At 30.4% G+C, this 16,073-nt stretch carries 15 protein-coding genes; 14 read left to right on the forward strand and 1 reads right to left on the reverse strand.

What is annotated here, in order from left to right:
* Positions 1 to 452: 452 nt before the first annotated feature.
* From EO083_RS05905 to guaA, 10 genes are all read left to right on the forward strand, one after another.
* The gene (locus EO083_RS05905) at positions 453 to 1,604 is read left to right on the forward strand and encodes an amino acid kinase family protein (RefSeq protein ID WP_126993251.1); all 1,152 of its coding nucleotides are present in this window, start codon (positions 453 to 455) and stop codon (positions 1,602 to 1,604) included.
* Positions 1,601 to 2,899, forward strand: a complete 1,299-nt coding sequence (locus tag EO083_RS05910) for a homocysteine biosynthesis protein (RefSeq protein WP_126993252.1) — start codon at positions 1,601 to 1,603, stop codon at positions 2,897 to 2,899. Before EO083_RS05905 ends, EO083_RS05910 begins: the two co-directional genes overlap by 4 nt.
* Positions 2,896 to 3,591, forward strand: coding sequence for a UPF0280 family protein (locus tag EO083_RS05915; RefSeq protein ID WP_126993253.1), 696 nt, complete (start codon positions 2,896 to 2,898; stop codon positions 3,589 to 3,591). The genes EO083_RS05910 and EO083_RS05915 overlap by 4 nt, the downstream gene beginning before the upstream one ends.
* A 4-nt stretch (positions 3,592 to 3,595) precedes the next feature.
* Positions 3,596 to 4,513 (forward strand): methylenetetrahydrofolate reductase, encoded by a 918-nt coding sequence (locus tag EO083_RS05920; RefSeq protein ID WP_126993254.1) that lies wholly within the window; start codon positions 3,596 to 3,598, stop codon positions 4,511 to 4,513.
* 11 nt (positions 4,514 to 4,524) lie between these two features.
* Positions 4,525 to 5,070: a methionine synthase gene (locus tag EO083_RS05925; RefSeq protein WP_126993255.1), complete on the forward strand. Its 546-nt coding sequence runs from the start codon at positions 4,525 to 4,527 to the stop codon at positions 5,068 to 5,070.
* Between the two features lie 3 nt (positions 5,071 to 5,073).
* A complete protein-coding gene (locus EO083_RS05930; protein WP_126993256.1) occupies positions 5,074 to 7,395 on the forward strand; it encodes a homocysteine S-methyltransferase family protein in 2,322 nt (773 codons plus the stop codon).
* Between the two features lie 5 nt (positions 7,396 to 7,400).
* Positions 7,401 to 7,946, forward strand: coding sequence for a nitroreductase family protein (locus tag EO083_RS05935; RefSeq protein WP_126993257.1), 546 nt, complete (start codon positions 7,401 to 7,403; stop codon positions 7,944 to 7,946).
* A gap of 100 nt (positions 7,947 to 8,046) precedes the next feature.
* The gene (locus EO083_RS05940; RefSeq protein WP_126993258.1) at positions 8,047 to 9,789 is read left to right on the forward strand and encodes a DUF2207 domain-containing protein; all 1,743 of its coding nucleotides are present in this window, start codon (positions 8,047 to 8,049) and stop codon (positions 9,787 to 9,789) included.
* A gap of 12 nt (positions 9,790 to 9,801) precedes the next feature.
* A complete protein-coding gene (locus EO083_RS05945; RefSeq protein WP_241229989.1) occupies positions 9,802 to 10,362 on the forward strand; it encodes a LemA family protein in 561 nt (186 codons plus the stop codon).
* Positions 10,363 to 10,439: 77 nt separating this feature from the next.
* The gene (gene guaA, locus EO083_RS05950; protein WP_126993260.1) at positions 10,440 to 11,981 is read left to right on the forward strand and encodes a glutamine-hydrolyzing GMP synthase; all 1,542 of its coding nucleotides are present in this window, start codon (positions 10,440 to 10,442) and stop codon (positions 11,979 to 11,981) included.
* A gap of 24 nt (positions 11,982 to 12,005) precedes the next feature.
* On the opposite strand, the gene EO083_RS10015 is transcribed toward guaA, so the two are convergent.
* Positions 12,006 to 12,860, reverse strand: coding sequence for a helix-turn-helix domain-containing protein (locus EO083_RS10015; protein WP_241229990.1), 855 nt, complete (start codon positions 12,858 to 12,860; stop codon positions 12,006 to 12,008).
* A gap of 298 nt (positions 12,861 to 13,158) precedes the next feature.
* Here EO083_RS10015 and EO083_RS05965 point away from each other — a divergent pair, with 298 nt between their 5' ends.
* From EO083_RS05965 to EO083_RS05980, 4 genes are all read left to right on the forward strand, one after another.
* Positions 13,159 to 13,767: a hypothetical protein gene (locus tag EO083_RS05965; RefSeq protein WP_126993261.1), complete on the forward strand. Its 609-nt coding sequence runs from the start codon at positions 13,159 to 13,161 to the stop codon at positions 13,765 to 13,767.
* Positions 13,768 to 13,839: 72 nt separating this feature from the next.
* The gene (locus tag EO083_RS05970) at positions 13,840 to 14,259 is read left to right on the forward strand and encodes a hypothetical protein (RefSeq protein ID WP_126993262.1); all 420 of its coding nucleotides are present in this window, start codon (positions 13,840 to 13,842) and stop codon (positions 14,257 to 14,259) included.
* Positions 14,260 to 14,346: 87 nt separating this feature from the next.
* Positions 14,347 to 14,901 carry a hypothetical protein gene (locus tag EO083_RS05975; RefSeq protein WP_126993263.1) on the forward strand — a complete coding sequence of 185 codons (555 nt, stop codon included), beginning with the start codon at positions 14,347 to 14,349 and terminating at the stop codon, positions 14,899 to 14,901.
* A 261-nt stretch (positions 14,902 to 15,162) separates the two neighbouring features.
* Positions 15,163 to 15,696, forward strand: coding sequence for an RNase H family protein (locus tag EO083_RS05980; protein ID WP_126993264.1), 534 nt, complete (start codon positions 15,163 to 15,165; stop codon positions 15,694 to 15,696).
* Positions 15,697 to 16,073 lie beyond the last annotated feature (377 nt).

The following is a 16,073-nucleotide window of genomic DNA, read 5'->3' on the forward strand; positions in this document are numbered from 1 at the left end:
AGGCTAAAGCAGAGGATAAAGATGAGAGGAATGAATGAAAGGACGCTAAAGGCACAGATTACATATATGTTACTAGGGCAGCAGTTAACAATGTTAATAGACACACTCTCTGCTCATCCTAAAATGATTAGATTGATTGAAAAATAATTTTTACATTGGCCAGGGTGATTATATCATATATTTTTAAATATTGCCTTGACAAACAAAAATTATTTGTTAAAATTTCATCAAAAGGAGGAAGAAAATTGCAAGAAATTGTCTTCAAGAATAACACTTCAAGGCATAATAAATTTTTCTTAAATGTAAATATGATGATAATGTGCGGCATGTGGAAAAGCTGGCCGCCATTATCTTTTGCTGTATAACTTTTAATTAGTAGAAATTAACTAATAGCAAAAAGGCGGTCAGTAAAAACTGGCCGCCTTTTTTATTTTAAATAAGGGGGTGTTATTTTGAAAGTTATTAAACTTGGTGGTTCCATATTTAAAGAAAAGGACTCCTTTTTAAAAGTACCACCATTACTCGATCAAGACAACCTAGTAATAGTTGTCTCGGCACCATACGGGGTAACAGATTTACTTTTAAACAATCAAATTAACAAAAAGCTCCTTGAAAATATCTATCAAAAACTTGCCGAACAAATGGGGTTTGAATCAGAAAAATTAAAAGAAAGAGTATATGAAATCATAAATGAAACAGACTATGAAAAAATAATATCTCACGGTGAAAGATGTAATTCTCTAGCACTTAAATTATTTTTAGAAAAGGAAGGTTTCAACGTTGAAGAAAAGCTACCTGAAGAAATAGAACTTAATCTAACAAAAAATGGTGAAAAAATAGAACTAAAAAGAAGTATAAAATCATATTTTAAAGAGAAAAAAATTTACATTGTTCCAGGTTTTTATGCTATACACAATGGAAAAATAAAAACTCTTGGGCGAGGTGGAAGTGATTATACAGCAACAGCTTTGGCAAACATATTAGACGCAGAAAATGTAACTCTATATAAAGATGTAAGTCAATTATTCACTTGTGATCCTAAGCTTGTTAAAAATCCTTTCCCGATTACAAAAATTTCATATGAAATCGCAGAACTTCTTGCATATTTTGGGGCAAAGATCATTCAATACAAAGCAATTGCCCCTGCAAAATCTAAAAATATTCCAATAATAATTAAGGGATTAGATAAAAGTGGATCTACTATTATAGGAAAAGAAACTAACGTCGGAGTTTTATCAATAAGTTTCCTAAAAGATCTTCTATTTATAAACGGAAAGTTGAAAAAAATACCAAAAAATGTAAAGTACATAGATATATTTCAAAACAATGCAAACGTAATAATTGAAAAAGAAAAGTTTGAAAGTATAAAAGATAACTTTTCATCAATAAGTATAAAAGAAAACTTGTCACTTATACTGGTTGGTGGAGATTTAGACATTGGAAGAAAACTCCTTATCTTAAATAGCCTCTACTTTCACAAATTTAACTTTTGGTTACTTAAAGATGGAAAAAATTTTTTAATTCTTCTAGTAGAAAATAAAAATCTCAAAAACATTCTAAATGTTATACACAATATCTTATTTGCAAGGGAGGGGGTTATATGAGAAGTTTTGAGGAAATCAACGAAAAAATTAAAAAAGGGAAAGTGGTAGTTTTAGCAGCAGAAGAAGCTGTAAACCTTTCTAAAGAAAAAGGTGTAAAGTACGTATATGAAAACGTTGATGTGGTAACTACTGGGACCTTTTCACCAATGTGTTCATCCGGTGTTTTCTTCAACTTTGGACACACAACACCTCCAATGAGAATGGAAGAAATAAAGTTAGATGGAGTCACTGTTCATGGAGGCCTTGCAGCTGTTGATGGATTCTTAGGTGCAACTCAAGAAGATGGAATTGGTGGTTCTTACGTCATTGAAAAACTGATCTCCGGTCAGGATGTATTTTTATCTGCCAATGCAAAAGGAACAGATTGCTATCCCAGGAAAAAAATAGAAGGTTACATAAATAAAGACATAATAAATGAATTCTATTTTTTTAATCCACGAAACGTATATCAAAACTACTCGGCTGCTACAAATGGTTCTAATAAAACTATATATACATATATGGGAAAATTGCTCCCAAATTATTCAAATGTCACTTATGCTACTTCAGGAGAGTTAAGCCCACTTTTAAAAGATCCAAAGTTAAAAACAATAGGAATAGGCACTAGAATATTCTTTGGAGGAACTCAAGGATACGTTGTCTGGCAAGGAACTCAGTACAATCCAAACACAGAAGACATCCCCAAAAAACCCTCTAGAACTCTTGCAGTAATTGGAAATGCAAAAGAAATGTCAAGAGAATATATTAGAGCAGCAAAATTTAAAGGATATGGAGTTACTATATTTATAGGAATTGGTATACCTATCCCTATACTAGATGAAGAGATAGCTTATTATGTAACCCGCTCAAACTCAGAACTTATAACAACGGTAAGAGATTACTCAAAACATGATAAACCTATAGTAAGAGAGGTAACTTATCAAGAATTAAAAAGTGGTAAAATTGAGTTAAACGGTAAATATGTAAAAACTGCTCCTATTACCAGCATGAATGTATCAAGAAAAATTGCAAATGAACTAAAAAAACAAATTTTAAACAAAGAATTTTTCCTTACAAAACCAGTCGCCTCTCTTCCATCAAAATCTGATTACAAAAAATTAAACATAAAAAGTAATAAGCAAGAAAAAGTAATAAAAAATAAGTGCGTAAACTGCGGTTTGTGTACAGGATACTGTAATGCTTTATACATAGAAAATGACACAGTAAAGTTTGAAAGAACAAAATGTACAAATTGCGGACTTTGTAGCGATGTGTGCCCCGTTGGAATAGAGCTTCCATGGGGGCTGATAAATTGAAAAGGTTTTATAGAAATTTTATGGGAAACAATCTTTTTTCGTTTACCGTAAAGTACAAAGAAAGCGATCTTTGGATTGCATTAGACAAAAAAGAAACAGGACTTTCAGTTCTAGCTTACAACTATCTTGTTTTCTTGAGAAAAGAACTGGAAGAATATGCAACAAATACTTTTCTTACATCTTTAAAACCAATTGCATTTGATGAGAATGCTCCCAAAGTAGCAAAAGATATGCTTAAAGCTTCAAAAAAGGCAAATGTTGGACCAATGGCGGCTGTTGCAGGTGCTTTTGCAAAACATATTGGACAATATATTAAAAAGCTAGTAAATCCAAAAAAACTTTTAGTAGAAAATGGTGGAGATTTATATATTTATTCACATGAGCCAACAACTATACTGATACTTTCAACTAATACTAATTTATACCTAGAACTACCACCTGGAGAGTTTGGGGTTGCAACATCTTCGAAAAAAATTGGACATTCAAAAAATTTTGGCAAAACAGATACAACTACAGTTGTATGCAGTGACCCTGTCCTTGCTGATGCATATGCTACAGCAATATCTAATAAAATTAAAAATGTACATGATGCAAAAAATTTACTTTCAAGAAATTTTGAAGAGATCCAAGATATAGTCGTTACAATAGATAATAATATAATCATAAAGGCTATACATAAAGTAAGGGGATGAAAAAATGAAAATATCTCAAATCAAAGACTTTTTTATCTCAATTGAAGTAATACCGCCACTTAGAGGGCATAGCGCAGATAATTTATATAAAGCAATAGACAAAATAATGCCGTACAATCCAGCATTTATAAGTGTAACCAAACATCCTCCAGAACTTGAATACTATGAAATAGATGGCCAAATTCTTAAACTTCCAAAGGTTAAAAGGCCAGGAACAATGGGAATTGTTGCTGCATTAAAGATGAGATACAATGTAGATGTAGTTCCGCATCTTACCTGTATTGGAAACAGCAAATTTGAGCTTGAGGAATTATTAATTGATCTAGATTTTCTTGGAATAGATAATGTATTTGTTATTCGTGGAGATAAAAAGAAAAACGTAATAAAAAAAGAATGGCAGTATGATTATGCTTACCAGCTTGTTCAACAAATTTCTGATATGAATAAAGGAAATTACTTGTATCAAACTGCTAAAAAAACAAACTTTTGCATTGGGGTTGCAGGCTATCCAGAAAAACACTATGAATCTCCAAATCTAAAAACTGATATAAAGTATTTAAAGAAAAAGATAGAAGCAGGAGCACAGTTTGTAATAACTCAAATGTTCTTTGACGTAGAAAAGTATTTCAACTTTGTCAAACTTCTAAGGAATGAAGGAATAACCGTAAAAGTTATACCTGGCCTTAAACCTATTCTAAGCTACAAAAGTGCGTTAAAAATACCCGGAACTTTTTATGTAGATATTCCTGAAGAATTGATTGAAAAACTAGATAATGCAAGAACTCCAAAAGAGCAGTTCTGGACAGGTGTAAAATATACCATAAAATTAATTGAAAAACTAAAAGAAAAAAATGTTCCAGGAATCCACTTTTTTACAATGAGCAATACCGATGCAATTGTAGAAATATTAAAGCACATATAGGAGGAATTAATGTGATTTATATCCCCGAAAAATTTGAATATATGCCTAAAAAGAAAATAGTCCTTGCAAGAGCATCTACAAGATATGAAAAACTTGATGAAGAATTAATCAAAAAGATAAACGATCTTTACCTTGAAGGTCTTTTTTTATCAACTCCAATGATCTGGTATAAAACATTTAACATAGAAGAATTACCAAAAAGTATAATTCCAGGAAAATTTAAAGGTGTTAAAAAAATGACACTTTTTATCTCCACACTCGGAGAAGAAATAGATAAAAAAATAGAACATTACACAGAAAACGGAGAAGTATTTTCTGGAATGATTCTCGATGCATGGGGTTCAGAAGCTCTTGAAACATTAAATGATAATTTTGATAAAAAGCTAAGGCAAAAATACAAAGATGGGACAATGAGATTTTCTCCAGGATATGAGGATGTAGACATTAGAGAAAATAAAACTATCATTAATTTATTAAAAGTAAACAAAATAAAGGTTTTAGAAAGTGGCATTATGCTCCCAAGAAAAACAACAACATGTATGATAGGGTGGTGGTAAAAGTTGAATAGAAAAGAATTTTTACAAATGCTTAATGAAAGAATTTACTTTCTCGATGGTGCATACGGCACAGAATTCTTCAAAAAGGGATTTAAAGGTGTTATTGAAACTCTAAACATTACAGATAAAGAAATGGTCTTTGACCTTCAAAAAGCATATGTTGATGCAGGTGTGGATTTTCTACTTACTAACACTTTCAGTGCAAATAGGCTAAAACTAAAATCTTTAAAAGTTAGTTATGACATAAAAGACATAAATTATAACGCGGTAAAAATTGCAAAAAAAGCAGTGGGACAAAAAAATGTTTATGTTTTAGGTGATATTTCATCTACTGGATTTTTAATAGAACCATTAGGTGAGATTTCATTTGATGATGCATATGATGTTTTCAGAGAACAAGGTGAAATCCTATTAAATGCAGGCGTTGATGGCTTTATAATAGAAACAATGTCTGATTTAAAAGAGCTAAAAGCTGCAATTCTTGCACTAAGGGATCTTTCACAAGATATACCAATAATTGCTCAAATGACTTTTGAAGAAAATTCAAAGGCTGTTACAGGAACAAGTGTTGAGATTTATGCAAACTTACTAAATGATTTAGATGTAGATGTCATTGGAATAAACTGTACATTAGAACCCGAAAAATTATTATCAGTTTTTAAAAAACTAGCTCAATACTCCAAAAAACCAATCAGTGTAGAACCAAACGCAGGAAAACCCAAACTTCAAAGGGATGGAAGTATTGTATACAAAACCTCTCCAGAAAAGTTTGCAATTTACATGGAAGATTTTGTTGAGGAAGGTGCAAATATTGTTGGAGGATGCTGTGGAACTTCTCCAGATCACATAAGATTAATGGTTGAATTTTTAAAGAATAGAAAACCAAAAAAAAGAAAAATTATAGTTGAAGAATTTGTCTCAAGTAGAACAAAATTGCAAAAGATCTCCCCATTTTTAATCATCGGTGAAAGAATTAATGCAGCAGGTAAAAAGAAATTCCAGGAAAAAATAAAGAACAAAGATTTTAGTAAAATTGTTGAACTTGCGCCCATGCAAGAACAAGAAGGTGCTCATGTTTTAGATGTAAATCTTGGAATAGAAAAACTGCTTGATAAATCACATTTTAGTCTTGTTGTAAATACTCTTGACAAAATTGGAAGTCTTCCTCTATCACTTGATATTCAGGAATTTGAATTTATGGAAGAAGCTTTAAAAGAATACGTTGGAAGACCAATAATAAATTCTTCTACTGCTAAAAAGGAAAAACTAGATAATGCAATATATCTACTCAAAAGATACGGAGGAATACTTGTTCTTCTCACAATGAAAGATAAAATTCCTGAAACTGCAAAAGAAAGATTTGAAATTGCAAAAGAAGCTGTAGAATATCTTGAAAAAAATGGAATAGAACGCAATCGCATCTTAGTTGACCCACTTGTTCTTCCAGTTGGTGCAAAAAAAGATCCAAAAGTCACAGTTGAAACAATTGAATTATTATCAAAGGAAGGTTTAATGACATCCATTGGACTTTCAAATTTAAGCTTTGGAATGCCAAATAGAGAAGCTTTAAACGCTTCATTTCTTACACTATGCTTAGACAAAGGACTTAATGCAGCTATATTAAATACAAGTGAAAAATGTACAATGAACGCTATTTTTGGAACACTTATACTAAAGGGAAAAAAACTTGCAAAACAAGAAATTCTAAAAGAAGATCCTCTTGTTGAAATGATCCTTAAAAAGAAAGAAAAAGAACTAAAACAAGAAATTGAAAGATTACTTGAAGAATATTCTCCTCTTCAAATAAGTCAAAATATCCTTTCAAAAGCTATGGAACACATTGGAGAGCTATATTCAAAAGGTGTTATATACCTTCCACACCTTATACTTGCAGCTGAAACAGTAACTCCTATCTTTGAATACTTAAACTCACTCCTTGAAAAGAGTGACAAGCAAAAAATAGGCACAATAATTGTTGCAACAGTTGAAGGCGATGTTCACGATATTGGCAAAAAGATTGTTGCAACATTATTCAAAAGTTCTGGATTCAACGTAATTGATCTTGGAAAAGACGTACCAGCTTCAAAAATATTAGAAGAAGTAAAAAAACACAAACCAGATATACTAGGACTTTCTGCTATGATGACAACAACTATAGGAAGGATAAAAGAAGTAAAGGACTTACTCGAAAAGGAAGGTATAAAAATTCCGATAATTGCTGGTGGAGCATCATTGAATAAGGAAATTGCTGAGAATTTTGGTGTATACTACGCAAAAAATGCAAGTGAAGGGCTTAAACTTTCCAAAAAAATATTAAAGAGGTGATAAAGATGATTTTTGAACTTGCAAAGAAAAGAAAAACTACAAGAATATTTTTAAATAAAAAGGTAAATATTGAAGATATAAAATATGCTATAAACGTAGCAAAAGAAGCTCCATCAGGTATGAACAGTCAACCGTGGCATTTTGTGATAGTAGATGATAAAAAACTAAAAGAAAAAATTAGAAGAACTGTAGAAGAAAAAGAAAAAATATTCTACGAAAAATCAAAAGGAAAACTAAAAGATTTTCTTAATAAATACAATATAACTTGGCAAAAAAGATTTCTAACAGAGGCTCCTTATTTAATTTTAGTCTATTCAGACAAAAGATTTCCATTTTCAAAAGAGTCTACTTGGATATCTGTGGGATACCTACTTTTAGCACTTGAAGAAAAAGGACTCTCAAGTCTTACATATACGCCACCAAATCCTCAAGATTTTAACTTTTCAACTTATAAACTGGAAGTAATTATACCAGTAGGATATGGAAATGATCCAAAACCAAAGCTAAAAAGAAAAGACCTAAACGAAATAATATCATATAACAAAATTTAATATTAGAAATCCCCCCAAAGAATTTCAACGGGGGGGATTTATTTAGATATAGTCTTTATTTTTCTTGTATGATATAATTTGCTTGTCGGGGGGTGAACAAATGAAAATTGCAAAATATATACTATTAACTATTATTTCTATCATTGCAATTGTTATTATACAGCTTTTTATTAGCGGATATATACAATGGTATTTCAATGGAATGTATGAAATTACTTCTGCTAAAATAGAGCAAATAATGGATGAAGATGGTATAGTCCATGTACATGAAGTAATTAATTATAAAATGAGAAAACCCTTTAGAGGAGTATACAGATACGTTGAACAAAGTAGAGCTGTAAAAATAGAAAACGTAAAACTGTGGATTGAGAATGTCGATGGCGAAAGAGTTGAATTTTTAAGAAAAAATAACAGAGAATTTGAAGCAAGAGTATGGGTATCTAATACTCCCATATCACCGCAAGAGATTGAAAACATTGAACTTCACGTTGTATATGATGCAAAGTACGTGCTTGAAAATGGAAGTGATATTTCACAAGTCTTTAGACAATTTTGGGGGCCAAAATGGGATGCTCCAGCCAACAACATAACCGCAAAATTTGTCTTCCCTGAAGATTTAACTGTAGAAAAAATATACACCCACCCAAAAATAAATTATTCAAGAAATGGTAATACATTCACCTTAAACATTAAAAAATTTCCACCCTATACGTTTGCAGAAGCAAGATTTATATTTCTTCCAAAAAAGCTGAAATACTCATATGAAAATCCCACTCTTAATTTAAGAGAAATAGAAGAAATTGAAAAAAGTTATTCTACAAAAGTTTTTTTAAGTAGAATATTACCCCCTATACTTACAATTTTATCAATCACTCTTTTGATTCTTATATTCAACTTTTTTGGAAGAGAAAAGGAAATTCCATACAGTGGAATATATGAAAGAGAAATACCGTATAACGATTCTCCAGATATTGTTAACACAATTGTCGTAAATCAATTAAGTAAAATTGATTCCGATGGAATTAGCGCGGTAATCATGGATCTTTACAAAAAGAAATACGTGGAACTTGATAAAGAAGGAAAATACATAAAAATCCTTGACAGAGACGGCAATGATTTAAGTGAAACTGAAAAATTTTTCTATCAGCTATTAAAAAAATACTCAAACGAAAATATCTTTTCTTTCTCGCAGCTAAAAAAAACTTTATCAAAGGATAAAAAACTTGCTAAAGACTTTCTTGACGAATTTAATGCATATAAGTCTCTTGTTCTAGATATTGCAAAATCAAGAAAGTACTTATCAGTTGTTGGTACTTACCTTTCCTATTTAATTGGAATATTTTCTATAATTTCTTCAATTTTAATATTCTTTTCTTTTTCAAAAATAAACTTTTTATATCAAAGTGTTTTTTCAAGCCTGATTTTTGCAATAGGTGCAGAGGTATTCATTTTACCAAAGGATGTATTTGGTAGTTGGTCAAAAGAAGGAAGAGAATATTATCTTAAGTGGAAAAATTTTGAAAAGTTTTTAACTGATTATTCCCTTCTTTCACAGTATCCTCCAGAATCTATAATCTTGTGGGAAGATTATCTTGTGTATGCAACAGCACTTTCTATAGCCGATAAGGTTGAAAAACACTTGAAAAAATTGATACCTAAAGACATCAACACAAACGAAACAGTGTATTATTATCCATATAGAAGATTTGGAAGACAGTTTTATGTCGTTTCTACAGTTGCACATTCAACAGTCTATGGAAACCCCTCAGGAAAAGGAGGATTTTCAGGCGGAGCCGGTGGTATTGGTGGAGGCTCCGGCGGTGGCGGCGGCGGAGCTTTTTAATACAATAAGGAGGTGAGTTCTTTGATTTGGATTATTCTAGGTATTATATTATTAATTCTTTTCTGGATTATTGGCACATACAACTCTCTAGTAAAACTTAGAAAGATGATAGAAAACGCTTGGAGTCAAATTGACGTTCAACTTAAAAGAAGGCATGATTTAATCCCAAACCTTGTTAACAGTGTAAAAGGGTATATGAAATTTGAACAGGAAACACTTGAAAAAGTTTTGCAAGCAAGAGCTTCTGCTATTTCAAGCAAAGATATTAGTAAAAAAATAGAAGCAGAAAATCAACTTACTGGCGCACTATCAAAACTTCTAGCTGTTGTAGAAAATTATCCTGACCTAAAAGCTAACGAAAATGTAAGCTCTTTAATGGAAGAACTAAGAAAAACAGAAGACAAAATATCATACGCAAGACAATTTTACAACGATATAGTAATGAAATACAACACAAAGATTTCAGTTTTTCCTTCAAACATAATTGCTTCCATGTTTAAATTTAAGGAAGCTCCATTTTTTAAAGTTGAAGAAGCAGAAAAAGAAGTCCCAAATGTTGACTTATCTTTTTAACATATAATTTATATCATTTTTACCTTTTTCAATCTCTTTAATGATAAAATTTTTGAAAAAGTTTGGGGGGTGTTTTTTTGAATACTGTTGTTGTCCTTGATTATGGATCCCAGTACACTCAACTTATTGTAAGGCGTGTTAGAGAAAAAGGCTATTATGCTGAACTGCTTCCTTGGGACGCTTCAAAAGAAGAAGTTCAAAACTTAAATCCTGCGGCAATAATCCTCTCCGGTGGTCCAGCAAGTGTTTTTGAAAAAGATGCACCATTCGTTCCTGACTATATCCTAGAATTGAACATTCCTATCCTTGGAATATGTTATGGCCTTCAATCACTAGTCCACAAATTTGGGGGGATAGTGGAAAAATCTCCAAAAAGAGAGTTTGGACATGCTGTATTAAAAGTAAAAGATGATCCTCTATTTGAAGGCTTACCTAAAGAGTTTGACGTATGGATGAGCCATTCAGACAGAGTCGAAAAATTACCAGAAGGATTTTTTGTTATTGGAGAGAGCGAAAATTCACCTTATGCTGCAATACGGAACAAAGATGGAACCATATACGGTGTCCAATTTCACCCAGAAGTTACTCATACAAGTTTTGGAGACAAAATATTGGAAAATTTTGTCTCTAAAGTTGCAAATATGAAAAAAAATTGGAAAATGTCAGACTTTATTGAGGAAAAGATAAGTGAAATTCGAAAAGTAGTAGGCAATGACAAAGTAATTTTGGGACTTTCTGGTGGAGTTGATTCATCAGTTGTTGCATTGCTCCTTGACAAAGCAATTGGAAAAAATTCAATTCCAATATTTGTTGATACTGGTCTTCTAAGACTAAACGAAAGACAAGAGGTGGAAGAAAATTTTAGAAAATTGGGAATAGATATAGTCGTTGTTGATGCAAAAGAAAGGTTTTTAAATAACCTAAAAGGAGTTGAAGATCCCGAAGAAAAAAGAAAAATAATAGGTCATACCTTTATAGATGTATTTTATGAAACTTCAATGAAACTTCTTGAAAAGCATGGAAATATAAAGTATCTTGCTCAAGGTACACTCTATCCAGACATTATTGAAAGTAAAGTTAACGAACGAAAAGCTGCTGCAAAGATAAAAACACACCACAATGTAGGTGGACTTCCCGAAAAGTTACCTTTTAAAATTATAGAACCTTTTAGATATCTCTTTAAGGATGAGGTAAGAAAAATTGGAAAGATTCTTGGACTTCCTGATGAAATGATAAATAGGCATCCATTTCCTGGACCAGGACTTGCAGTAAGGATTATAGGAGAGGTAACAAATGAAGCTATAAAAATACTACAACATGCAGATCATATCTTCATTGAAGAGCTAAAGAAAAATGATCTATATGATAAAGTATGGCAAGCATTTGCTGTATTTTTGCCTATTAGATCCGTTGGAGTTATGGGAGACTATAGAACATATGATAACGTTATTGCTTTAAGGGCTGTTAATAGCTTCGATGGTATGACAGCAGATTGGTCAAAACTTCCATATGAATTTTTAAACAAAGTTGCAAAAAGAATAGTCAACGAAGTAGAGGGTGTAAACAGGGTAGTATATGACATAACTTCTAAACCACCTGCAACAATTGAATGGGAATAAATAAAGGCGGCCTTGAGGTCGCCTTTATTTTACCTCAAAATGTTTAACTTCAATTCCACTTTTTTCTAAACGCTTTAAAAAGCTTGTAACTTGCTCAATCATAGAAATATTATGATTTTTTTCAAGTAATACTAAAAACGTATTATTATCTTTCTTTGATAGCACATCACCTTTTCTCAAAAATCTAGAAATATCAACGCTGTTTTCAAGAGTAATATATATTGGGATGTAAATTGGATCTCTTAACTCAAAATTTTTTTCTAATAAAAATCTTGCAAAATCATATGAAACAATTATATTTTCTTTATTATCAAAAACTTTAGCATTCTTTATTAATTCAAGCATTTTCTCATGAGAACTTACATAGGTTAAATAAAGTAAATATTTGGATTTTTTCAAATAATCACTTGTAAGAGATATTAAATAATATATCACATCAAAAAATAATACTTCATACGTGTTTCTAAAATTTTCCACCCATACATTATACACTCCCTCAAGAAAGTTACCTTTGTAAATACTAATAGCTTTTTCCCCATATTTATAGTCTTTATTTTCTAAAAAATTTAAAGCATTTTTTTCAAAATCTTTAGCATCACATTCTATCTTTTCTCCAGAAAACTTTATTTTTGAATCCTTACAAAATATTCTCCCCAACTTTTTTATTTTTTTATTTATTTTTGTAAGATAAACAGACAACCTCTTATTTGAGACATATTTGTCATCAAAATACCATATGTCTTCCAAAAGCCTTTCTCTTGACAAATATCCTTCATGATTTTTTATTGCAATATAACTAATTATTTCCTTTTCTTTATCAGAAAATTTAATACCCTCTAACCCTAAAATGGCAAATTCCCCAAGTGTTTTTATATACAATTTAAATCACCTCGCACACATATATTATATTATCAAATTGTTAATAAATAATTAAATATTCTAATTTTATCAAAATTTTGATAGTATTCACTTTTTTAATTAAACTTCAAAATCAACAAAAAAGAGTTAAAGGTGATGCTTTATAAAAAATTATTTTTATTATTAATTTTATTGCCCGTTAGTAAATTTTTTAAATTTCATCTTTTAGAATTTTCACGAAAGATTATGGAACGAAACTATGTACATGTAAAATTGGTCTTTGAAAATTGAATGAATTTACAAAGAAAGGGGGGCAAAAGTGCTAAGAAAATTATTTTTTATACTTTCATTTTTACCATTTGTAATTGTTTTTTCGATAAATGGACCTCCTATTCACAAAAGCAACCAAGCAATTTCCTTGTCAAAAGAAATAAAAGTAGATGTCTATCAATGGATTGATATTAGTCTTGAATCAACACCTATCATAATTACTGATAAAGACTATTCATCTTCATACATAACTGATAATGCTGAAGAAAATGGTTCTCCTTTTTTTGAAATGAGTTTTTCTTCAAATGCTAATGTAAACATTACTCTTGAGTTTCTAGATGAATATTTTAAAGATTTTCTTGGAAACATTATAGATGAATTTAATATATCATTCATAATGAAAAATTGTAATGCTAATGACGAAGATAGCAACTTACAGGTAAACAACTATTCAAACAATAATTCAGGATTTTTCCATATTTATGTTACGGGAGATTATATCAAAGAAAACAATTATACTGTTATTTTCCCAAGTGCAAGCTCAGGTAAAGTTATTATGAAACTACTAAATTTAGATGCATCTTGGACTGGAAAAACAAAAGCTGGAGTATATAAATTACCAATAAGGTTTACATTTAATCCAACAGTTACTTTTTAAAAGAAAAAACTATAAAAACTTAGAGGAGGGGGATTTATTATGAGGAAACTTATGGTAATTTTATTGGTGGCATTGGCGAGTATGTTTATTTTTGCAGATACTATACATGTAACCAATAACAATGCAGTAATCAATCAAAATATTGTTGTTAAGGTTTATCAATGGATAGATCTTACCTATGAATGGTTATTAACAGATTATAACATTGAAGATTACCAAAATTATCCTGCCACAATTGACGTTCTTAATTTCACTGTTACCTCAAATAATGACGTAGAAATAACAGCTAATGTTAACATTCCAGAAGATTTACAAGCTATAGATGCCAATGTTTTATTTGATGGTGCAGAACCTGAAGGAAATACAATTCCAGCAAATGACTCAACTGAACACACTTTAAGTGTCCAAATTAATAGTATCCCTCAAAATTTACCTGCAGGCACATATGAAATACAAATTGAATTAACCTTCTCTCCAACAGTTACATTCTAAAATGATTAAATAACTAAAATAACTTTTTCTCAAAGCCAGGCCACCAAGCCTGGCTTTATTTAAAATAAATAGAAAGGGGCGAATCATTTGAAACAGCTAAAATATTTAACTTTCATCTTTCTTTTGTTATCATTTTCAATAGCTTTGTCTCAGAACGCCCCAAAATCAATTCATACAAGCTCATTAAATGGACTAAAAATAGAGGAAAATATTAAAATTAGAGTTTTTCAATGGATTGATATAAATATAGAATCCACACCCATAGTTATATCCCAAAAAAACTTTTCTAAATTCTATTGTAATTTTAATTTCTTAGAAATGAATTTTCATTCAAATGCAGATGTTAAAGTAGAAGTGCAATTTTTATCTAAGAGTTTTAACAACGAATTAGGTGAATTTTTAAATAACTTCATAATATTTTTCTCAAGAGGAAATTTTTGCAAATCGTATTATTATATTACACTTGAAGACTTTGGAGTTTCAAATATTAATCCCTATAAAATAATACGACTTCCAAAAGCAAAATCCGGAAAATTTGTTTTATCACTAAAATTTGTCGAATCTGATTTTTTAGGTCAAACAAAGGCAGGAATTTATAAATTACCAATAAAGTTTACTTTTTCACCTACCGTTAAATGGTAAAGTCGGGATTTTATCCCGACTTTCTTATTTTCTTTATTTTGCAAAAAATGTTATACTTTAGTTAGGAGGATTGATAGCATTAGAATAATTAATAATCCAAGAATAAAAGATATAAATATAGAATATTTTGGAAAAGATACTTCCGGCTTTGAAAGTTTTTATTCCATAATACCAAGTGAATTTGAAATTATTTCTATAAAAAAGCATAAATTTCAACATATATGTTACTTAAAAAAGAATGATAAAATCTTAAAACTCCAAGTGTTTTTTAGTAAAAAACGTGAAGCTACAACAATAAAAATTTTAGCTGCAACTAGCAAAGAAGTTGCAAATGAGTTTGTCGAAAATATCCTTTGTATAAAGGTTTATATAGACGGTAGCTATTCTTCAGAAACCAAAAAAATTGGATTTTCAATAGTAATACTTTCACAAAAAATTGAAAAATTCTACAAAAGTATAGAAAATGAGGAACTTGCAAAACACAGAAATGTAAGTGGAGAAATCCTTGCTGTTTTATACGCTCTAGAAATTGCAAAGCAAAAAGGATTTAAATGCATAACCTTATATTACGACTATGAAGGCCTCGAAAAATGGATAACTGGCGAATGGAGGACAAAAACACCTCTTACGAAAGCTTACAAAGAAAAATTTTACAATTATTCAAAAGATATAAAGGTAAAATTTGAAAAGGTAAAATCCCATACAGGTGTAAAATACAATGAACTTGCAGATAAGCTTGCAAAGCAAGCAGTAGAAGCAAATAAATCTAATATAGATTTTGAGGTGGTTATATGAAAAAAGTCTTGCTTATTAACGGCAGCGGAAGAAAGGGAAGAACCTTTGAACTTTTAAAAAACGTTGCAGAAAAGCTTCCGTATGATTAGAGTATATACACTTAAAAGAGTATGATATTAAAGACTGTCTTGGATGCTACAGGAAGTTCACTAAAAAAGTTCTCCAATATCTTGAAGATGTTGTAACAACATGGGGAATGATCCCAACTAGGAAAATAGGTAAACGAGTCTCCGAAAAAAGAGTAGTAAGCAAAAAGCAAATAAAAAAATTTATACCACTGAAAAGATACATTGGATTAACTAAGTTAATAAGATTTCAGCTACAAAAACAATGACAACAAATCTACTTGATATAGATTAAAATTACTGGATTGAAAA

The organism is Thermosipho globiformans, from assembly GCF_003990895.1.
GTDB classification, from domain to species: domain Bacteria; phylum Thermotogota; class Thermotogae; order Thermotogales; family Fervidobacteriaceae; genus Thermosipho; species Thermosipho japonicus.

What these genes read in the sequence shown, in the direction of transcription:
- EO083_RS05910 (WP_126993252.1), top strand. Translation starts at nt 1,601, where the DNA reads ATGAGAAGTTTTGAGGAAATCAACGAAAAAATTAAAAAAGGGAAAGTG.
- EO083_RS05920 (WP_126993254.1), top strand. Translation starts at nt 3,596, where the DNA reads ATGAAAATATCTCAAATCAAAGACTTTTTTATCTCAATTGAAGTAATA.
- EO083_RS05935 (WP_126993257.1), top strand. Translation starts at nt 7,401, where the DNA reads ATGATTTTTGAACTTGCAAAGAAAAGAAAAACTACAAGAATATTTTTA.
- EO083_RS05940 (WP_126993258.1), top strand. Translation starts at nt 8,047, where the DNA reads ATGAAAATTGCAAAATATATACTATTAACTATTATTTCTATCATTGCA.